At 73.9% G+C, this 18,197-nt stretch carries 16 protein-coding genes; 10 read left to right on the forward strand and 6 right to left on the reverse strand.

What is annotated here, in order from left to right:
• Positions 1-61: 61 nt before the first annotated feature.
• The 4 genes from AB0F58_RS09255 to AB0F58_RS09270 all read left to right on the forward strand — a co-directional run bounded on the left by AB0F58_RS09255 (position 62) and on the right by AB0F58_RS09270 (position 3,580).
• Positions 62-976 (forward strand): ABC transporter ATP-binding protein, encoded by a 915-nt coding sequence (locus AB0F58_RS09255; RefSeq protein ID WP_357140173.1) that lies wholly within the window; start codon positions 62-64, stop codon positions 974-976.
• On the forward strand, positions 969-1,853 hold the full coding sequence (locus AB0F58_RS09260; RefSeq protein WP_357140176.1) for an ABC transporter permease: 885 nt from the start codon (positions 969-971) through the stop codon (positions 1,851-1,853). Before AB0F58_RS09255 ends, AB0F58_RS09260 begins: the two co-directional genes overlap by 8 nt.
• Entirely contained in the window at positions 1,850-2,761 is a 912-nt protein-coding gene (locus AB0F58_RS09265; RefSeq protein WP_357140178.1) for an ABC transporter ATP-binding protein, read from the forward strand. Before AB0F58_RS09260 ends, AB0F58_RS09265 begins: the two co-directional genes overlap by 4 nt.
• Before the next feature lie 108 nt (positions 2,762-2,869).
• Positions 2,870-3,580: an ABC transporter permease subunit gene (locus tag AB0F58_RS09270; protein ID WP_357140179.1), complete on the forward strand. Its 711-nt coding sequence runs from the start codon at positions 2,870-2,872 to the stop codon at positions 3,578-3,580.
• 112 nt (positions 3,581-3,692) lie between these two features.
• Here the strand turns inward: AB0F58_RS09270 and valS are convergent, their stop codons facing one another.
• Positions 3,693-6,257, reverse strand: a complete 2,565-nt coding sequence (gene valS / locus AB0F58_RS09275) for a valine--tRNA ligase (protein WP_357140182.1) — start codon at positions 6,255-6,257, stop codon at positions 3,693-3,695.
• A gap of 252 nt (positions 6,258-6,509) precedes the next feature.
• Between valS and AB0F58_RS09280 the strand changes: the two genes are divergently transcribed.
• Positions 6,510-7,889, forward strand: a complete 1,380-nt coding sequence (locus AB0F58_RS09280; RefSeq protein WP_357140185.1) for a hypothetical protein — start codon at positions 6,510-6,512, stop codon at positions 7,887-7,889.
• Positions 7,890-7,894: 5 nt separating this feature from the next.
• Here the strand turns inward: AB0F58_RS09280 and AB0F58_RS09285 are convergent, their stop codons facing one another.
• The 4 genes from AB0F58_RS09285 to AB0F58_RS09300 form a co-directional block, all read right to left on the reverse strand.
• Positions 7,895-9,733 (reverse strand): ABC transporter ATP-binding protein, encoded by a 1,839-nt coding sequence (locus AB0F58_RS09285; RefSeq protein WP_357140461.1) that lies wholly within the window; start codon positions 9,731-9,733, stop codon positions 7,895-7,897.
• A 101-nt stretch (positions 9,734-9,834) separates the two neighbouring features.
• On the reverse strand, positions 9,835-11,649 hold the full coding sequence (locus tag AB0F58_RS09290; RefSeq protein WP_357140463.1) for an ABC transporter ATP-binding protein: 1,815 nt from the start codon (positions 11,647-11,649) through the stop codon (positions 9,835-9,837).
• 79 nt (positions 11,650-11,728) lie between these two features.
• Positions 11,729-12,250 (reverse strand): methylated-DNA--[protein]-cysteine S-methyltransferase, encoded by a 522-nt coding sequence (locus AB0F58_RS09295; RefSeq protein WP_357140188.1) that lies wholly within the window; start codon positions 12,248-12,250, stop codon positions 11,729-11,731.
• The gene (locus AB0F58_RS09300; protein ID WP_357140191.1) at positions 12,247-13,752 is read right to left on the reverse strand and encodes an AlkA N-terminal domain-containing protein; all 1,506 of its coding nucleotides are present in this window, start codon (positions 13,750-13,752) and stop codon (positions 12,247-12,249) included. Before AB0F58_RS09300 ends, AB0F58_RS09295 begins: the two co-directional genes overlap by 4 nt.
• A 194-nt stretch (positions 13,753-13,946) precedes the next feature.
• Between AB0F58_RS09300 and AB0F58_RS09305 the strand changes: the two genes are divergently transcribed.
• Positions 13,947-14,474: a hypothetical protein gene (locus tag AB0F58_RS09305; RefSeq protein ID WP_357140194.1), complete on the forward strand. Its 528-nt coding sequence runs from the start codon at positions 13,947-13,949 to the stop codon at positions 14,472-14,474.
• Positions 14,475-14,509: 35 nt separating this feature from the next.
• Positions 14,510-15,244 carry a peptidase E gene (locus AB0F58_RS09310; RefSeq protein ID WP_357140197.1) on the forward strand — a complete coding sequence of 245 codons (735 nt, stop codon included), beginning with the start codon at positions 14,510-14,512 and terminating at the stop codon, positions 15,242-15,244.
• On the opposite strand, the gene AB0F58_RS09315 is transcribed toward AB0F58_RS09310, so the two are convergent.
• Positions 15,222-15,818, reverse strand: a complete 597-nt coding sequence (locus tag AB0F58_RS09315) for an exonuclease (protein ID WP_357140199.1) — start codon at positions 15,816-15,818, stop codon at positions 15,222-15,224. The genes AB0F58_RS09310 and AB0F58_RS09315 overlap by 23 nt on opposite strands.
• Before the next feature lie 129 nt (positions 15,819-15,947).
• On the opposite strand from AB0F58_RS09315, the gene ychF reads away from it, so the two are divergent.
• The 3 genes from ychF (at position 15,948) to AB0F58_RS09330 (ending at position 18,089) form a co-directional block, all read left to right on the forward strand.
• Complete coding sequence (gene ychF, locus AB0F58_RS09320) at positions 15,948-17,033, forward strand: redox-regulated ATPase YchF (RefSeq protein ID WP_357140201.1); 1,086 nt, start codon at positions 15,948-15,950, stop codon at positions 17,031-17,033.
• 370 nt (positions 17,034-17,403) lie between these two features.
• A complete protein-coding gene (locus AB0F58_RS09325) occupies positions 17,404-17,700 on the forward strand; it encodes a metalloregulator ArsR/SmtB family transcription factor (RefSeq protein WP_357140204.1) in 297 nt (98 codons plus the stop codon).
• The gene (locus AB0F58_RS09330) at positions 17,700-18,089 is read left to right on the forward strand and encodes a VOC family protein (RefSeq protein ID WP_357140465.1); all 390 of its coding nucleotides are present in this window, start codon (positions 17,700-17,702) and stop codon (positions 18,087-18,089) included. Before AB0F58_RS09325 ends, AB0F58_RS09330 begins: the two co-directional genes overlap by 1 nt.
• Positions 18,090-18,197: the final 108 nt, after the last annotated feature.

The following is an 18,197-nucleotide window of genomic DNA, read 5'->3' on the forward strand; positions in this document are numbered from 1 at the left end:
GACGCAGGATCAGGGGCGGACCTGATGTTGCGGCGTGCGCCGGCTCCCTAGGCTGAGCGGCGTGACACTGCTCGCGACCGAGTCGCTGACCAAGACCTACGGTGGACGGGTCACGGCGCTGGCCGACCTGACCGTCGCGGTCGAACCGGGAATCGTCGGGCTGGTCGGTGCCAACGGCGCCGGCAAGTCCACCCTCATCAAGATCCTGCTGGGCCTGCTCGCCCCGACCAGCGGTACCGTCCGGGTGCTCGGCCTCGACCCGACCGCCGATCCGGCCGCCGTCCGCGCCCGGGTCGGCTACATGCCCGAGCACGACTGCCTCCCGCCGGACCTCTCCGCCGCCGAGTTCGTCACCCACCTCGGCCGGATCAGCGGGTTGCCCCGCACCGTCGCCCGGGAACGCGCCTCCGAGGCGCTGCGCCACGTCGGCCTCTACGAGGAGCGGTACCGGCCGGTCGGCGGTTACTCCACCGGCATGAAGCAGCGGGTCAAACTGGCCCAGGCGCTGGTGCACGACCCGGACCTGCTCCTGCTCGACGAGCCGACCAACGGCCTCGACCCGGCCGGTCGGGACGCCATGCTCACCCTGGTCCAGCGGATCGGCACCGAGTTCGGCATCTCCGTGGTGGTCTGCTCGCACCTGCTCGGCGAGGTCGAGCGGATCTGCGACACCCTGGTCGCCATCGACGGCGGGCGGCTGCTGCGCGCCGACCGGATCTCCGCGATGACCTCCGCCACCGACATCCTCGCCGTCGAGGTCAGCGAGGGCACGGACGAACTGGCCGCCCGTCTCGCCGCGCTCGACCTGCCGGTGGGCCGGGACGGCCGGATGCTGCTCGTGCCGCTGGCCGACGAGGGGACCTACGACCTGATCCTCGGCGCGGTCGCCGAGCTGGACCTGCCGCTGCACCGGCTCGACCAGCGCCGGCACCGGGTGGCCGAACTCTTCGCACTGAGGGAGCCGACCAATGCCTGAGCCGACCGGGGTCATCCACGACATCGGCTACCAGCGCTACACCGGGCCCCGTCTCGGCCGCCGGCAGGTCTTCGGCGCGCTCTACGGGCACGGGCTGCGGACGGCGTTCGGCCTCGGCCGCAGCGCCAAGGCCAAGATCTTCCCGTGGCTGATCGTGGCGATCGTCGTCGTGGTCGCCGCCGGGGCAACCGCGGTGCGGACCCAGATCGGCGAGGTGGTGCTGACCTACGCGCAGTTCGCCGACGCGATGAGCTGGCTGGTGATCTTCTTCGTCGCGGTGGTCGCGCCCGAACTGGTCTCCCGTGACCTGCGCAGCGGCGTGCTCCCGCTCTACTTCTCCCGGCCGCTGCCCCGCTCCGACTACCCGTTGGCCAAGCTCGCCGCCCTGGTCACCGCCCTCTGGCTGTTGCTCGGCGCGCCACAGCTGCTGATGTTCATCGGCGCGGCGTTCACCACCGGCAAGGGCTGGCGGGGTGCCTGGGACGAACTGCTCGACCTGCTGCCGGGGCTGCTCTACGCCGGACTGTGGGCGGTCGTCTTCGCCTCGATCGGGCTGCTGGTCGCCTCGCTCACCGGCAAGCGGGCGTTCGCCGCCGGTGGGGTGGTCGCGGTGTTCCTGATGACCACCCCGATCGTCGGCACGCTCCAGGTGATGCCGTCGCAGACGGTCAACGAACTGGCCCTGCTCGGTTCCCCGTCCACCATGGTGCAGGCGATCGGCGGTTGGGCCCTCGGTGACCTGCTGGTGACCGAGAACGGTGGAGCCAGTTACCAGATCGGCGGGTTCGGCCCGCTCTACGCCGTGGCCGCCGTCCTCCTGGTGGCCGGCGCCGTCGCGCTGCTGCTCGCCCGATACCGGAAGGTCGCCTCCGCATGAGTGAACTGACCCTGGCCGGCGTCTCCCGCTGGTACGGCAACGTGGTGGCGGTCAACGACGTCACCATGTCCCTGGGCCCGGGGGTGACCGGTCTGCTCGGTCCGAACGGGGCCGGCAAGACCACCCTGCTGCACATGATGGCCGGCTTCCTGGCCCCCTCCCGGGGCGCGGTCGCCCTCGACGGCGAGCCGACCTGGCGCAACCCCGACGTCTACCGGCGGCTCGGCCTGGTCAGCGAGCGCGAGGCGGTGCAGACCTTCCTCACCGCGTACGAGTTCGTGCTGGCCAGTGCGAAGCTGCACCGGCTGCCCGACCCGGCGGAGGCGGCCCGCCGCGCGATCAACCTGGTCGAGCTGGAGAGCGCGCAGGACCGCCGGATCGGCACCTACTCCAAGGGCATGCGGCAGCGGGCCCGGGTGGCCGCGGCGCTGGTGCACGACCCGCAGGTGCTCCTGCTCGACGAGCCGTTCAACGGCATGGACCCCCGCCAGCGGCTGCACATGATGCAGCTGCTGCACGGCCTCGGTGACGCCGGTCGGACCATCCTGTTCAGCTCGCACATCCTGGAGGAGGTCGAGCAGGTCTCCGGCACCGTGCAGGTGATGGTCGCCGGACGCCTGGCCGCCTCCGGCGACTTCCGCACCATCCGTCGGCTGATGACCAACCGGCCGCACGTCTTCGCCGTCCAGTCCACCGACGACCGGGCGCTGGCCGTGGCGCTGATGGCCGAGCCGTCGGTCAGCGGGGTCGAGCTGGACCGGGCCGGACTGACCGTACGGGCCGGCGACTACGGGGCGTTCACCCGGGCGCTGCCCCGGATCGCGCTCGACCGGGGGATCCGGGTACGGCGGCTGCTGCCCGAGGACGAGTCCCTGGAGAGCGTCTTCTCCTACCTGGTGGAGGCGTGACGGTGCGCGCAGGTCCCGCAGTCCCGTACGAGAGAAGCACAGCGGTGCGGTCGACGAACGTCCGGGCGCAGCGAGTTGGTCCCCCCGTCCCGTCCGAAAGAGGCTGACATGTCGACCGTCACCTGGATCACCGCGCGCGGCCTCTTCGGCCGTCGCCGGTCCCTGATGCTCGTCCCGCTGCCGTTGATCCTGGTCGCGTTGGCGGTGCTCTCCCGGGCGCTCGGCGTCGACCCCGGCCAGTGGGCGCCGCCGGTGCTGGTCGGGCTCGGCCTGGCGGTGGTGCTGCCGGTCGTCGCCCTGATCATCGGTACCGGTGTGCTCGGCGCCGAGATCGACGACGGCACCGTGGTGCACATCCTGACCAAGCCGCTGCCCCGTTGGCAGATCGTGCTGCCGAAGCTCGGGGTGGCGGCCGGCGTCACCGCGGTCTCCTGTGCCGTGCCGCTGTACGTCGCGGGCGTGCTCGCCCACTCGGTCCGCTTCGGACTGGCCCTGGCGCTCGCGTCGGCGATCGGCGCGCTGGCGTACTCGGCCCTGTTCGTGGCGCTCAGCCTGGTCACCCGGCGGCCGGTGCTGCTCGGCCTGGTCTACGTGCTGATCTGGGAGGGGCTGCTGGGCAACTTCGTCAGCGGCACCAAGGTGCTCTCCATCCAGCAGTACGTGATCGCGCTCGCCGACCGGATCGCCCCCACCGAGCTGCTCTCGACCACGGTCACCGTGCCGGTGTCGGCGGTGATGACCACGCTGGCCGTCCTCGGCTTCACCGCGCTGGCGGTGAACCGGCTCCGCTCCTTCAGCGTCGCCGGCGAAACCAGCTGAGGTGGTGGCAGCGCCCCCTCCCACCGGGCGGTGGGAGGGGGCGCTGCTCATCGAGCAGGGGTGACAGGGAATTTCCGCCGGTCACCCCTGCTACCACCACACCCCGGTGCCCTCAGAAGGCGCAGGCGATGACGAGTTCCGTGGTGCGGTCGGGGACCGGGTCGAGGGTGGTGATCCGGCCGGCGGCGCGCAGGTCGTCGGCGACCAGGGCGAGCTGGTCCAGGACGGCGGCCGGGGCGAGCGCCTCGGCCAGCGGCACCTCGGTCCGCATGGAGAGCTTCCGCTCCGACTTGGCCCGCCGTACCTGGCTCAACGCGTCCCCGGCCAACCGCAGCAGCGCCGGGTCACCGGTGCCCCGGACCGCCCGCTGGACCTCGTACGTGGTGGGCCAGGGCGCACGGTGCACCGAGCCGTACCGCCACCACGACCAGACCTCCTCGGTCACGTACGGCAGCACCGGGGCGAAGAGGCGCAACTGCGCCGACAGCGCGGTGGCGAGCGCCGCGCGGGCCGAGTCCGCCCCCGGCCCGGTGCCGTAGGCGCGCTCCTTGACCAGCTCGATGTAGTCGTCGCAGAACCGCCAGAAGAACGCCTCGGTCGCCTGGAGGGCGGCCGTGTGGTCGTACCCGTCGAAGGCGGCGGTGGCCGTGGCGACCACCTCGGAGAGTTCGGCGAGCATGGCGGTGTCCAGCGGCGCCGTGGCCGGGGCGCGCAACGCGTCGGCGGCGCCCAGCCCCAGGGCGAACCTCGACGCGTTGAGCAGCTTGGTGGCCAGCCGTCGGCCGATCCGGATCTGGGCCGGGTCGAAGGCCAGGTCCGTGCCGGGCCTGCCGCTGGCCGCCCAGTACCGCACCGCGTCCGAGCCGTGCTCGGTCAGCAGCGCCATCGGGGTCACCACGTTCCCCTTGGACTTGGACATCTTCTTCCGGTCCGGGTCCAGGATCCAGCCGGAGAGGACGGTGTCCCGCCAGGGCAGCACGCCGTGTTCCAGGTGCGCGCGGACCACCGTGGCGAAGAGCCAGGTCCGGATGATCTCCTGTCCCTGCGGGCGCAGGTCCATCGGGAAGACCCGGGCGAACAGGTCCGGGTCGGTCTCCCAGCCGCCGACGATCTGCGGGGTCAACGACGAGGTGGCCCAGGTGTCCAGGACGTCCGGATCTCCGATGAAACCGCCCGGTTTTCCGCGTTGCCGCTCGTCGAAGCCGGGGGGCGGATCGCTGGACGGGTCGACCGGCAGCGCGGACTCGTCCGGTGTGAGAGGCTGGGACCAGACCGGCTCGCCAGCGTCGTCGAGCCGGTACCACACCGGCACCGGCACGCCGAAGAACCGCTGCCGGCTCACCAGCCAGTCGCCGGTCAGGCCGCCCACCCAGTGCTCGTAGCGGTGGCGCATGTGCCCCGGCACCCAGGTCAGTTCCGCACCCCGGTCGAGCAGCGCCGCGCGCAGCTCCGCGTCCCGGCCGCCGTTGCGCAGGTACCACTGCCGGGTGGAGACGATCTCCAACGGCCGGTCGCCGCGCTCGTAGAACTTCACCGGGTGGGTGATCGGACGTGGCTCGCCGACCAGGTCGCCCGCGTCGGCCAGCAGCCCGACCAGGGTGCGCCGGGCGGCGGCGACGGTCTGCCCGGCCAGCGTCGCGTAGCGCTCGGCCGGCACCCCGTCCGGCGGTTCCGGCAGCAGCCGCCCGTCCCGGCCGACCACCACCCGGGTGTCCAGGTCCAGGTCCCGCCACCAGGTCACGTCGGTCAGGTCGCCGAAGGTGCAGACCATCGCGATGCCGGTGCCCTTGGCCGGGTCCGCCAGCGGGTGCGCGCGCACCGGCACCGTCACCCCGAAGACCGGGGTACGCACCGCGCCGCCGACCAGGTCGGCGTAGCGCTCGTCGTCCGGGTGGCAGACCAGTGCCACACAGGCGGGCAGCAGCTCCGGCCGGGTGGTGTCGATCAGCACCTCCCGCCCGTCCGGTCCGTGGAACCGCAGCCGGTGGTACGCGCCGGGGCGTTCCCGGTCCTCCAGCTCCGCCTGGGCCACGGCGGTGGCGAAGCCGACGTCCCAGAGCGTCGGGGCCTCCGCCTGGTACGCCTCCCCGCGCGCCAGGTTGCGCAGGAACGCCCGCTGCGAGGCGGCCCGCGCCACCCGCCCGATCGTGGTGTACGTCAGCGACCAGTCCACCGACAGCCCGAGTCGCCGCCACAGCGCCTCGAAGACCTGCTCGTCGGCGGCGGTCAGGCGCTCGCACAGCTCGACGAAGTTACGCCGGGAGATCGGCTTCGGGTCCCGGCGGGCCGCCTCGTCGACCGGGGCGTCCGGGGCCGTCCAGTCCGGGTCGTACGGCAGCGACGGGTCGCAGCGCACCCCGTACACGTTCTGCACCCGACGCTCGGTCGGCAGGCCGTTGTCGTCCCAGCCCATCGGGTAGAAGACCGCCTTGCCGCGCATCCGCTGGAAGCGGGCCACCGTGTCGGTGTGCGTGTACGAGAAGACGTGGCCCATGTGCAGCTCGCCGGATACGGTCGGCGGCGGGGTGTCGATCGCGTATACGTCCGCCCGCTCCCTGCTGCGGTCGAACGCGTACGTGCCCTCCTCCTGCCAGCGTCGCGCCCAGGTCTCCTCGATGCCGTCCAGGGTCGGACGGTCGGGGACCCCGGCGCGAGCGGTCCTCGCCGTATCAGTCATCGGTCGATCGTAGAGCCGGCCCGGCCCCGCCCGCCGGGAGTAATTCGGCCGCCACGGACGGGGTTCCCGGTGGTCGGCCTGTGGCAGCATCGACGCCCGGCGACGTATGCCGCTGTCGCCGGACGGACGACGGCGGCGGGGCCGCCGGCAGGGGAGGGGGCGGGCGTGCGGGCCGACCGGGTGACCGGAGCACCGGGAGGCGGGTCGTCGCCGGCCGGGGGGCGACCCGGGCCGGCCGGTGTGCTCGGGGCGGTGGCCGCGTTCGCCGTGGGGGCGCTCGCCGGGGCCGCGTTGCCGGCGCTGACCATGCTCACCGGTCACACCGACCTGACGCCGTTCGTGCCGGTGCGCGCCGGGGTGCTCGCCCCGCTGGTGCTGGCCCTCGCCGTGGTGGCCGGCGGTCTGCCGTACCGGATCGGCGGTTGGCCGGTCGCGCTCGTCGGGTTGCTGCTCGCCGCGGTCGCCGACCTGGTCGCCGCCGGTGGCCCGCCGCCCACGACCGCGGTCGCCGCCGGGCACGTGCCGGCCTTCCTGGTCGGGGCGCTGGGGGTCGGCCTGGCTCTCGGCGGTGTGCTGCTGGTGGCCGGCGGTGCGGCCCGCGCGGTGCGGGTACCGGTGGCGGTCGGGCTCGCCGCCGGCCTGGTCGGTCAGCCCGCGTACGGCGTGCTGCTCCGGGCGGTCCTGCCGGTGCCGGGCCGGGTGCGGCCCGACCAGATCCTGCTCTGGTCGGCCGTGGCGCTGGTCGTCGCCGCGCTGCTGGTCACCGGGCGGCCCGACGCTCCCCGGCCGGTCGGTGGATCGCCGCGCTGGAGCCCGGTGCTGGTGGTGGCGGCCGTCGGGCTGCTCGTCGTGGCGGGGTTCGCGGTGCGTTGGGCGGTGGTCCGGGCCCGGCTCCGGCCGGCACCGGGCCCGGAGGAGGCCGCCCTGGCCGCCGCCCGGCTGCTGGTCGTGCCCCTCACGGTGGTCGCCGGCCTGCTCCTGCTCGGGTACGCGCTCCACGCGCTCGGTGTGGTCGGCGCGCGCTGGGTGGTGCTCGCGGTCGCGGCCGGCCCGGTGGCCGCGAGCGGCGCCGGCCTCACCGGCGTCGGCACGCCGGGGGTGGCGGTCCCGGCCGCGCTGACCGGGCTCGCCGCGGTGGCGGGCGGTGCGGCGCTGACCCGGTACGCCGAACGGATCATGCCCTGGGACGCCCTCGGGATCGGGCTGGCCGCGATGGCGCTGCCGCTGGCCACCCCGGCGCTCCGCCCGGACCTGCCGGCGGCGGCGGGAGCCGGCGCGCTGCTCACCGCCCTCGGCCTCGGCCTGGCGCTCGGCTCCGGCCTCACCCTCGTCGCCACCCGCGAACCCGGTCCGGCCCCGTCGCCCGGAGCGGTGTCCGGTGCCGACGCGGACCGGGGGTGGCGCAGCGCCACGCTGCTGGTCGGGGTGGCCGCCTGGGCGCTCGCCGCGCAGGCGGCCACCCCGCTGGCGGTCCGGGCGCAGGTCGCGCCGTCCGGACCGGTTCCGCCGCTCACCCTCGCACTGCTCACCGTCGCCGCCGCCGTGCTGCTCGCGCTGCTGTTCGGGTTCGGCCTGCTGGTCGACCGCCGGGCTGCCCCGGGCGAACCGGTCGGGGTGCGGCGTACGTCCTGACCCGTTCAGGTCAGCGAGTCACGCCACTGGCGGTGCAGTCGGGCGTACCGCCCGTCGGCGGCGACCAGCCGGTCGGGCGGGCCGTCCTCGACGATCCGGCCCCGCTCCAGCACCAGCACCCGGTCGGCGATCCGCACCGTGGAGAGCCGGTGCGCGATCACCAGCGCGGTCCGGTCGCGCAGGACGGTGTCGAGCGCGTGCTGCACCACCCGTTCGGTGGGCATGTCCAGGCACGAGGTCGCCTCGTCCAGGATCAGCACCACCGGATCGGCCAGGAGGGCCCGCGCGAACGCGACGAGCTGCCGTTGCCCGGCGGAGAGCCGACCGCCCCGCCGGTGCACCTCGGTGGCGTACCCGTGGGGGAGCGCGGTGATGAAGTCGTGCGCCCCGACCGCCCGTGCCGCCGCCCGCACCGCCGCCTCGTCCGCGTCCGGACGGCCGAACCGGATGTTCTCCGCCACCGTGCCACTGAAGAGGTGGTTCTCCTGGGTGACCAGGACCACCGACCGGCGCAGTTCGGCGTCGGCCGCCTCCCGCAGGTCCACTCCGTCCAGGCTGACCGAGCCGGCGTCCGGATCGTGGAACCGGGCCAGCAGCTTCGCCACCGTGGACTTGCCCGCCCCGGTCGCACCGACCAGGGCGACGGTCTGCCCGGGTGGCACCTCCAGGTCGAAGTCGGTGAGGATCGGCGCTTCCGGCCGGTAGCCGAAGGTCACCGAGCGGAACCGCACCGCGCCCCGGACCCCGCCGGCCGGCAGCGGTCGGGGACGGGTCGGCTCCGCCACCTCGGGCAGCTCGTCGAGCACCTCGGCGACCTTCTCCAGTCCCGCCGAGGCGGACTGCAACGTGTTGTAGAACTGGCTCAGCTCCTGCATCGGATCGAAGAACCGGCGCAGGTAGAGCAGGAACGCGGCGAGGACGCCGAGGTCGAGCCGGTCGTCGAGCACCCGCCAGCCGCCGTAGGTCAGCACCCCCGCCACGGTGACGTTGCCGACCAGCTTGATGCCCGGCGAGTACACGGCGATCAACTGGAACGCGTGCACGCTGGAGCGCCGGTAGTCGTCGTTCACCGCCTCGAAGATGCGCTGGTTGCGGGCCTCCCGCCGGTACGCCTGCACGGCCCGGATCCCGCGCAGCGACTCCACCAGGTGCACGATCACCAGTGCCACCGACTCCCGGGTGCGCCGGTAGGCGGTGGCCGAGGCCCGGGCGAACCACCGGGACAACCAGAACAGCAGGGGGAAGGCGAACAGGGTCACCACGGCCAGCGGCGGGTCCAGCCAGAGCAGCACGACGGCCACCGACAGGACCGAGAGCACGGCGAGCACCAGGCTGTCCACGCCCCCGTCGAGCAGCTCCGCGATCGAGTCCAGGTCGCTGGTGAGCCGGGAGACCATCCGTCCCGAGGTGTACCGCTCGTGGAAGGCCACCGGCAGGCGCAGGAAGTGCCCGTACACCCGTTGGCGGAGGTCGAGCAGGACGGCCTGGCCGATCCGCGCGGAGAGGATGAGGAAGCCGCGCTTGCTCAGGTACTCGACGGTGGCGGCACCGGCGAAGGCCGCCGCGACGGCGACCAGCGGACCGGGCTCGCCGGCGCGCAGCGGCGCGATCGCGTGGTCGATGCCGTACATGACCAGGAAGGGGCCCGCCAACCCGGCGGCGTTCTGGGTCAGCAGCAGCGAGCCGGTCAGCGCGAGCCGGCCCCGGTGCGGTCGTAGCAGGTCCGCCAGGAGGGCCCGGCTCCGGGCGCGCAACCGGGCGACCGCCGCTGGACCGTCCTCCTCGGCCCGGCCCGGGTCGGCGTCCGGCTCGGCGCCGTGTCCCCGCCACCGGCGAAGGTCCACCGGTCCCGCGCCGCCGGTCCGCTGCGTGCCGACCGTCCGCCCGGTTGCGGTGGTCGGCGCCGTGCCGGCCGGTCGGTCCGGCCCGGCGGGTTCCGGTGCCGTCACGTGGGCACCGCCCGGTCCGACGGCTCCGGCCCGGCCGCGAGGCCGACCAGCCCGCCGCCGGCCACCACGACGGGCGGTCCCGTTGGCGCCGCCGGTTCCGGGCAGAGCAGCGCGCGGTACGCCGGCTCGGTGGCGAGCAGTTCGGCGTGGGTGCCGACGGCGGCGATCCGGCCCCGGTCGAGCAGGGCCACCCGGTCGGCCAGGGCGACCGTCGAGGGGCGGTGCGCCACCAGGAGGGCCGTGCTGTCCCGCAGCACCCGCCGCAGCGCCTGCTCGACCAGGGCCTCGGTGTGCACGTCCAGGGCGGAGAGCGGGTCGTCCAGCACCAGCACGGCCGGGTGACCGAGCACCGCCCGCGCCAGGGCGAGCCGTTGCCGCTGCCCGCCGGAGAGGGACAGCCCCTGCTCACCGACCCGGGTGGCGAGCCCCCACGGCAGGTCGTACGCGAAGTCGGCCTGCGCCAGCGCGAGCGCCGCGTGCACCTCCTCCTCGTCGGCGTCGGGACAGCCGAGGGTGAGGTTCTCCCAGACCGACATGCTGAACAGGGCCGGTTCCTCGAAGGCCACCCCGACCAACCGGCGGAGCGCGGAGAGCCGCAGGTCGCGCAGGTCGTGACCGTCCAGGGTGATCCGTCCCGCGCTCACCTCGCGCAGCCGGGGGACGAGGGAGAGCAACGTGCTCTTGCCCGAGCCGGTCGCGCCGACCAGGGCGAGCGTCTCGCCCGGCTCGACGGTCAGGTCGACGTCCCGTAGCACCGGTACGGCGCCGCCCGGGTAACCGAAACCCACCCGCTCGAAGCGCAGCCGCCCGCGTACCTCGCCGTGGGCCGGCGCCACCGCGTGGGGACGATCGGTGATCGCCGGTGCGGTGTCCAGCACCTCCTGGATCCGGTCGGCGGCGGTCGCCGCCTCCTGGCCGTTGGCGATGATCCAACCCAGCGAGTTCACCGGCCAGATCAGCATCAGTTGCAGGCTGACGAAGGCGACCAGCTCGCCGACGGTGAGCGTGCCCCGCGCGGCGGCGGCCACCCCGGTCACCAGCACCACGCCGAGGGTCAGGTTCGGCACCAGGTCGAACAGGGCCGAGGTGCGGGCCAGCAGCTGGTTCTTGCCGACGGCGGTGTCGTGCAGGGCACGCGCGCCGCCCCCGAACCGGGCGGCCAGCTCCGGCCCCCGCCCGAACGCGCGGGCCGTCCGGATCCCCTGCGCGGTCTCCTCGACCAGCGTCGCGACGTCCCCCTGCTGCTCGCGCATCCGGCGGGCAGCGGCATGGTACGCCCGCGCGAACCGGCGGCTGATCAGGAACAGCGGCACGGCACTCGCCGCGACCAGCAGCCCGAGCGGCGGGTGCAGCCGGACCAGCAGCACCACCACGGCCAGGTAGGTCACCAGGTTGAGGACCAGGAAGAGCAGCCCGAAGGAGAGGAAACGGCGGATCATCGACAGGTCGCCGGTGGCGCGGGCGATGAGCTGACCGGACTGCCACCGGTCGTGGAAGCTGGCCGGCAGGCGTTGCAGGTGGGCGTAGAGGTCGGCCCGGATCGCCGCCTCCATCCCCACCGACGAGGAGGTCTGCGTCCACCGTCGGACGAAGATCAACACCGCCTCGACCAGGCCGAGCAGCAGGACCAGGCCGCCGAGCTGCACGAGCCCGGCCGGATCGCGCCGGGCCAGCGGGCCGTCCACCACCCGCTGGACCAGCAGCGGCACGGCGAGGCCGGCCGCGGTGGCCGTCAGCCCCGCGACCAGCAGCCAGCAGAACTCGATGGCGTGCGGGCGCAGGTAACCGCGCAGCCGCCACAGGTTGTGCATGCTCCCCCTGGTGGCGGGAACGCGGTCACCGTCCGCAGCCACCCCCTGACGGTATCGGTAAACGTGACTCCCGTGACGGTCAACTTGCCGTCAGACGCCGCTCGTGTCCGAGAAGCCACTTCTTCACGTCGAGCCCCCACCGGAAGCCGCCCAGGGTCCCGTCGGTGCGCAGCACCCGGTGGCAGGGGACGAAGAGGGCGGCCGCGTTGCGCGCGCAGGCCGCCGCCGCCGCGCGGACCGCCGCCGGACGGCCGGCGAGCGCCGCATAGGCGGTGTAGGTGACCGGGTCGCCCGGCTTGACGTCGCGCAGCACCTGCCAGGCGTGCGCCAGGAAGACGCCGTCGGTGTGCTGCTCGACCGGTACCGCGTCGATCGCGGCGAGGTCACCGTCGAGGTAGGCGGTCACGGCGGTGGTCACCGACCCCAGCTCGGGCCGGGTGCGCAGGGTGCCGCGCAGCGTCGGGTGGACCAGGCCGAGCAGCCCGTCCGCGTCGGTGGTGAACCCGGCCGCCCGGACCACCCCGTCGGGCGTGGCCAGGACGCTGAACGGTCCGGCCGGCGTGTCCACCGTGCTGCTGTCGATCGTGTTCGTTCCGGTCATGCTGCTGCTCTCCAGAGTCGGATCACCGCGTACGAGCGCCAGGGACGCCAGCGTTCGGCGTACGCGTCGAGGGTCTTCGGGTCGTCGGGCAGGCCGAGGGCGCGGGCGCCCCGGCGGACGGCGAGGTCGGTGGGGAGGAAGACGTCCGGGTCGCCGAGTCCGCGCATGGCGACGTAACCGGCGGTCCAGGGGCCGATCCCCGGCAACGTCAGCAGCTGCCGGCGGGTCTGGGCCCACTCCCCGTCCAGGGACAGTTCCCCGTCGGCCACCGCCCGCGCGAGCGCCCGGATCGCCTCCCGTCGCCCCACCGGCCCCCGGAACCCCCCGTCCGGCACTCCCGCCACCTCCCGGGCCTCCGGAAAACCTCGCAGCCCCGGCTCGCCGTCGGGTCGGTCGCGGAGGTGCCGGTGCGCCCCGGGAGCGACCTCGCCGTCGTGATCGGCGGCGTCCGCCGACGGGTGGGCCGGGCAGTGGGCGAGCAGGAGGGCGAGCAGGGGACGGGCGCTACGGAGGGAGACCTGCTGGGTGAGGACGGCGCGCACGGCCGCCTCGAAGGGATGGTCCGGGGTGCGGGGGAGTCGGACGCCGGGCTCCGCCGCGACCGGTCCGGCCAGGGCCGGGTCCGCTGCCAGGGTGGCGTCGACCGCCACCGGGTCGGCGTCCAGGTCCAGCAGGCGGCGGCACCGGGCCACCGCAGGGGCCAGGTCACGCAGGTCGGCCAGGCGGAGGGTGGCCGAGACGTACCCGGCCGCCGGGGTCAGCGCCACCTCGCCGGGCCCGTGCGGCAGGGACAACCCCCGGTGGTACGTCCCGTCGCGTACCTCCTCGACGCCGGGGACGGCCCGCACCGCCAGGAACTCCAGCAGGGAACCGGCGTGCAGCGGCGGCCGGTACGCCAGCCGCACCGTGATGGTGCCCGCGCCACCGGCCACCGGTCCCCGCCCCCGGGCGGCGCGCAGTTCGGACGGGGCGAGCGCGAAGACCTCCCGTACCGTGTCGTTGAACTGCCGGACGCTGCCGAAGCCGGCGGCGAAGGCGACCTCGGCCATGCCCAGGCCGGTCGTCTCGATCAGCACCCGGGCGGTCTGCGCGCGTTGCGCACGGGCCAGGGCGAGCGGGCCGGCGCCCAGTTCGGCGCGGAGCATCCGGTGCAGGTGCCGTTCGGTGTAGCCGAGCCGGGTGGCCAGCCCCGGCACGCCGTCCCGGTCGACCACCCCGTCGGCGATCAGCCGCATCGCCCGCCCCACCACGTCGGCCCGGACGTTCCACTCCGGCGAGCCGGGCGCGGCGTCCGGCCGGCACCGCCGACAGGCGCGCAGCCCGGCACCCTGCGCGGCGGCGGCGGACGGGAAGAACCGGACGTTCTCCCGTTTCGGCGTCATCGCCGGGCAGGACGGCCGGCAGTAGATCCCGGTCGAGGTCACGCCGGTGTAGAACCAGCCGTCGAACCGCTGGTCCCGGCTGTCGACCGCGCGGTAGCACCGCTCGAAGTCCAACTCCACGCACCGATCCTGCCCTGCCGGCCGACCCGACGGCTCGCGGAAATCGGACCTCGCCCGCGGTAGGCGTGGCAGGGGTGCCCGGTTACCACTTTTTGTCCGGCGGGGAGCCCCGGCAACCACTTCCGGCCCGCTCGCGACGAAAGTGTCGGAGGGGGCGGGTACCGTCCGGTGCCAACTCAAGAAGGGGTGCGTCGATGGGGAGCGTGGCCGGGCCGGGACGGGTGGAGGCGCGGTCGGCGCGTCCCGGGCTCGATCGGGCGGTGGTGCAGGGGTTCTACGACCGGATGCGCGCGGTCGCCCCGGCGGCCGTCGGGGCGATCGAGCGGGACCGCGCCGACGACCCGGGCCGGGCGTTCGCCGACACGGCGTGCGGGCGGCTCGTCCGGTCGCTCGACGACGCCGGGCTACGGGCGCTGGGCATGTGGGCGCACCACTGGTGCCTGCGGTTCTACGACGACGACATCCGGGTCGGTCGGCGGTTGGTCGGGGTGATCGCCGGTCGCGCCGGGCTCGGCTGGACGGCCGACGAGGTGCGCTGGATGCTCGGCGAGTCGTACGCCGCCCCGCCCGCCGCCGGTGACCGGTTCACCCTGCCCGGGGCCGCCGCCGCGGAGGTGGACGAGTTCGCCCTGTCCGGGGCCGCCGTCGAGCCGGACGACACCGATCGCCCGGGGCCGGTGGCGCGGTGGTCGGCGACGGTCGGCGGCGGTGCGGCAGGATGAACGGGTCCCGGTAACCCGGATCGGAAGGGGCGCCCGTGCCCGCCAGCGAACCCACCATCCTCGCCACCAGCATCGGTTTCTTCAGCCGCCGCCGCGGCCCCTGGGACTGGCGGCCGGGGCCGGTCTTCGACCTCGCCGCCGAGCTGGCCCAGGCCGGCCCGGAACCGAGGATGTGCTTCCTCGGGCAGGCCGAGGGGGACCAACCGACCACGTTGACCGCCCTCTACGGGGCGTTCGCCGGCACCCGGTTCCGCCTGTCCCACCTCAACCTCTTCCCGATGCCCACCGTCGAGGACGTCCGCGCCCACCTGCTCGCCCAGGACGTGATCTGGGTCGGTGGCGGCAGTGTCGCCAACCTGCTCGCCGTTTGGCGGGTGCACGGGCTCGACGAGATCCTGCGCGAGTGCTGGGCGGCCGGGGTGGTGCTGGGCGGGGTCTCCGCCGGTTCGATCTGCTGGCACGTCGGCGGGGCCACCGACAGCTACGGGCCGACGCTGCGCCCGTTCACCGCCGGGCTGGGCTTCCTCCCGTACGGCAACGGGGTGCACTACAACAGCGAGGAGCAGCGCCGGCCGCTGATGCACCGGCTGGTCGCCGACGGCACGTTGCCCACCGCCCACTGCACCGACGACGGGGTCGGGCTGGTCTACCGGGGGACGACGCTGGTCGAGGCGGTCGCCGACCGCGAGGGGGTCGCCGCGTACGAGGTGAGCCGCAACGCCGACGGCACGGTCACCGAGACGCCGATCACCCCTCGTCTGCTCGGCTGAGTCCCCGTCCCTGGCGGGACCGGCGCAGGGCGTCGAAGACCTGGGCCAGTTCGGCGGCGTCCTCCCCGGCGTGGTGGGTGTGCGGCAGGTGGGTCAGCCCCAGCTCCCGCTTGGCCGTGCTCTTGTGGCTGCGCGACCACTCCCGGCCGGTCAGCCCCATGTAGTAGCTGCGCAGGTCCACGCCGGAGCCGGTCGCCCCGAACGGGCTGCGGCCGAGGAACCGGACGAAGTACCAGTGCACGAACATGCCGTCCCAGACCGCCGGGGCGGCGAGGAAGACCGGCCGGCCGATCCGGCGCAGTCCGTCCAGCCAGCGGGCGGCGGCGGCCATCGCGACGGCCGGGGCGGGCGCCTCCCGTAGCAGTCGCTCCCGGTCCAGGCCGGACACGGCGAGCGCCTCCGGGACGTACTCGTCGGAGATCGGCCTCAGCTCGCTGTAGAAGGTCAGGCCGGGATGGCCGGCGACGGCCATGCCCAGCGAGATCATGCTGTAGGGGCCGGGGATCGGCCCGTCGGCCTCCACGTCCACCGCCACGTACAGCTCGGGCAGTCCCGTCTGGTTCCGCGGTGCCATGGTGCCTCCCCGTCGGTCGTCAGCAGGGCAGGCTAGCAACGCGGTGCCGTCCCGGACGCGGATTTTCCGCCCGCGTCGGAGCCCGCCCGGCGCGAGCGGGGCGGGGACAGCGGCGTAAGCTGGCTCGTCGTGAGTCTGACCATCGGGATCGTCGGCCTGCCCAACGTCGGCAAGAGCACCCTGTTCAACGCGCTGACCAAGAACGACGTGCTGGCGGCGAACTACCCGTTCGCCACGATCGAGCCGAACGTCGGCGTGGTCGGCCTGCCCGACGAGCGGCTGGGCAAGCTGGCCGAGATCTTCGACTCGCAGAAGGTGCTCCCCGCGCCGGTGTCGTTCGTCGACATCGCCGGCCTGGTCCGGGGCGCCTCCAAGGGACAGGGCCGGGGCAACGCGTTCCTGGCGAACATCCGGGACGCCTCGGCGATCTGCCAGGTGGTGCGGGCCTTCTCCGACCCGAACGTGGTGCACGTCGACGGCAAGGTCTCGCCGGCCGACGACATCGAGACGATCAACACCGAGCTGATCCTCGCCGACCTCCAGACCCTCGACAAGGCGCTGCCCCGGCTGGAGAAGGAGGCCAAGCTCCGCAAGGACCGGGCCGCCGCCGTCACCGCCGCCAAGCAGGCGGTCGAGGTCCTCGACGGCGGTACGACGCTCTACGCGGGCGCGAAGGACGCCGGTATCGAGCTGGAGCACCTGCGCGAGCTGCACCTGCTCACCATCAAGCCGTTCATCTACGTCTTCAACGTCGACGAGGACGAGCTGGCCAACGCGGGGTTCCTGGACGAGCTGCGGGCCCTGGTCGCCCCCGCCGAGGCGGTCTTCATGGACGCCAAGATCGAGTCGGAGCTGGTGGACCTGCCCGAGGAGGAGGCCCGTGAGCTGCTGGAGTCGATCGGCCAGTCCGAGCCGGGCCTCGACCAGCTGGTCCGGGTCGGCTTCCGCACGCTCGGGCTCCAGACGTACCTGACGGCCGGGCCGAAGGAGGCGCGGGCCTGGACGATCCCGGTCGGCGCGACCGCGCCGGAGGCCGCCGGGGTGATCCACTCCGACTTCCAGCGCGGTTTCATCAAGGCCGAGGTGGTCTCCTTCGGCGACCTGGTCGCGGCCGGATCGATGGCGGCGGCGAAGGCGGCGGGCAAGGTCCGCATCGAGGGCAAGGAGTACGTCATGCAGGACGGCGACGTGGTGGAGTTCCGCTTCAACGTGTAGCCGCGCTCTTCGCAACTCCCCGTCGAGACCTCGCCCGGTACGTGGGCGGGAACTCGCACGCTTGCCAACCGCGGCGACGTGGTACCGGCGGATCGAGCCGACGCGTTCGCGATCGCAGCGGAGTTCCTCAGCGGTGGCTTCGACGCTGTCCGTCAGTGCCCGTGGGCAGGGGGCCCGCGACTCCGGTGGTGCGGCACCCGATGATCGACGTCCGGGGCAGCCGCCCCCAGCTGGTCGTTCGTGCCGGAACGCGGTCGAGTTCCGGTTCGATGTCTGGTTCCGTGCTGTCCGACTCGTCGCCTACCGGGGCCCGACCTGTTCGGGCCACGCGACTTGACAGGCAAGTGGGCGCTTGCCTATAACTGTCTCCATGGACGCGGACGGCGACCTGTTCAAGGCGGTCGGTGACGCGACGCGACGCATCATCCTGGACGAGCTGGTCGACCGGGACGGCCAGACCCTGTTCGAGATCTGCGGTCGGTTGACCATGAAGCACGGCCTGACCTCGTCGCGTCAGGCCATCTCGCAGCACCTCGCGGTGCTCGAACAGGCCGGCCTGGTGCACACCCGGCGGCAGGGCCGGTTCAAGTTCCACCACCTCGACACGAGCCCGCTGCGCGCGATCGTCGAGCGGTGGCCCATCGACCGAGAGGAACCGAACTCGTGATCCGCATCAACCTCACCAGCGTCTTCGTCGACGACCAGGCCAAGGCGCTGGCCTTCTACACCGAGAAGCTCGGGTTCATCAAGAAGACCGACGTGCCCGCCGGCGGGGCCCGCTGGCTCACCGTGGTCTCCCCGGCCGACCCGGACGGCGTCGAGCTGCTGCTGGAGCCGACCGGCCACCCGGCGGCGGGTCCGTTCAAGAACGCCCTGGTCGCCGACGGCATCCCGTTCACCCAGTTCGCCGTGGACGACGTGTACGCCGAGGTCGAGCGGCTCAAGGGGCTGGGCGTCGAGTTCACCCAGGAGGCGACCGACCTGGGGCCGGTGGTCACCGCCGTCCTCGACGACACCTGCGGCAACCTCATCCAGATCGCCACCATGAAGCAGTAGTCGGTCAGCCCGCCGCCGGCCGGCCCGAGTCGCCGCGCCGGGACGTCGGCGCTCGTCAGGTAGGGCTGGGCATACCCCGGAAGTGGATCCAGCCGGCTGGGTCGGTCG

It is taken from the genome of Micromonospora sp. NPDC023956, assembly GCF_040639195.1.
Classification (GTDB): Bacteria; Actinomycetota; Actinomycetes; order Mycobacteriales; family Micromonosporaceae; genus Micromonospora.

Excerpts from the sequence above, each read along its gene's own strand:
- AB0F58_RS09265 (WP_357140178.1), top strand. The coding sequence starts at position 1,850 with ATGAGTGAACTGACCCTGGCCGGCGTCTCCCGCTGGTACGGCAACGTG.
- AB0F58_RS09325 (WP_357140204.1), top strand. The coding sequence starts at position 17,404 with ATGGACGCGGACGGCGACCTGTTCAAGGCGGTCGGTGACGCGACGCGA.
- AB0F58_RS09305 (WP_357140194.1), top strand. The coding sequence starts at position 13,947 with ATGGGGAGCGTGGCCGGGCCGGGACGGGTGGAGGCGCGGTCGGCGCGT.
- AB0F58_RS09260 (WP_357140176.1), top strand. The coding sequence starts at position 969 with ATGCCTGAGCCGACCGGGGTCATCCACGACATCGGCTACCAGCGCTAC.
- AB0F58_RS09290 (WP_357140463.1), bottom strand. The coding sequence starts at position 11,649 with ATGCACAACCTGTGGCGGCTGCGCGGTTACCTGCGCCCGCACGCCATC.
- AB0F58_RS09295 (WP_357140188.1), bottom strand. The coding sequence starts at position 12,250 with ATGACCGGAACGAACACGATCGACAGCAGCACGGTGGACACGCCGGCC.
- AB0F58_RS09270 (WP_357140179.1), top strand. The coding sequence starts at position 2,870 with ATGTCGACCGTCACCTGGATCACCGCGCGCGGCCTCTTCGGCCGTCGC.
- AB0F58_RS09315 (WP_357140199.1), bottom strand. The coding sequence starts at position 15,818 with ATGGCACCGCGGAACCAGACGGGACTGCCCGAGCTGTACGTGGCGGTG.
- valS (WP_357140182.1), bottom strand. The coding sequence starts at position 6,257 with ATGACTGATACGGCGAGGACCGCTCGCGCCGGGGTCCCCGACCGTCCG.